Origin of the sequence: Psychrobacter sp. TB20-MNA-CIBAN-0197 (assembly GCF_040309765.1) — a bacterium.
Taxonomy (GTDB): domain Bacteria; phylum Pseudomonadota; class Gammaproteobacteria; order Pseudomonadales; family Moraxellaceae; genus Psychrobacter; species Psychrobacter submarinus.
The window spans coordinates 1-363 of record NZ_JBEOPC010000199.1; the positions used below are offsets into that span (position 1 = coordinate 1).

A 363-nucleotide genomic window follows, 5' to 3' on the forward strand; every position below is an offset into this window, starting at 1 on the left:
GCTCACCATTGAGTTCTAAATGAAGGTTATTAAAAGTAAGTGTAAAAAGCTGCTTAGCTACAAATTCAGCTGTAAAGAGTTTTCCAGCGGGTACGTTTTTTTGAAATGGCTTTGAAAGCGCAGTATCAGTAGTCCCTGGGTGAAATAAAACGAGCTTGGTATTTTTAGCTCGGCGTGAAAGCTCAATCGCTGCGGTTTTAAATAGCATGTTAAGAGCAGCCTTAGAGGCGCGATACGTATACCAACCGCCTAATTTATTGTCGTTAATGCTGCCCACACGCGCACTGAGTGCTGTAATAGTACAGTGCGTTTTATGTGTTAAGAGCGGCAAAATACTCTGCAAGCAAAGTAGGGGAGTTAGGG

1 protein-coding gene is annotated in these 363 nt (G+C 42.7%); it reads right to left on the bottom strand.

Annotated elements, in window-relative coordinates; genetic code table 11:
- Positions 1-343 (bottom strand): SDR family NAD(P)-dependent oxidoreductase (locus AAEY83_RS13295; protein ID WP_351059486.1); only part of this gene is annotated, 343 nt, incomplete at its 3' end.
- Positions 344-363: the final 20 nt, after the last annotated feature.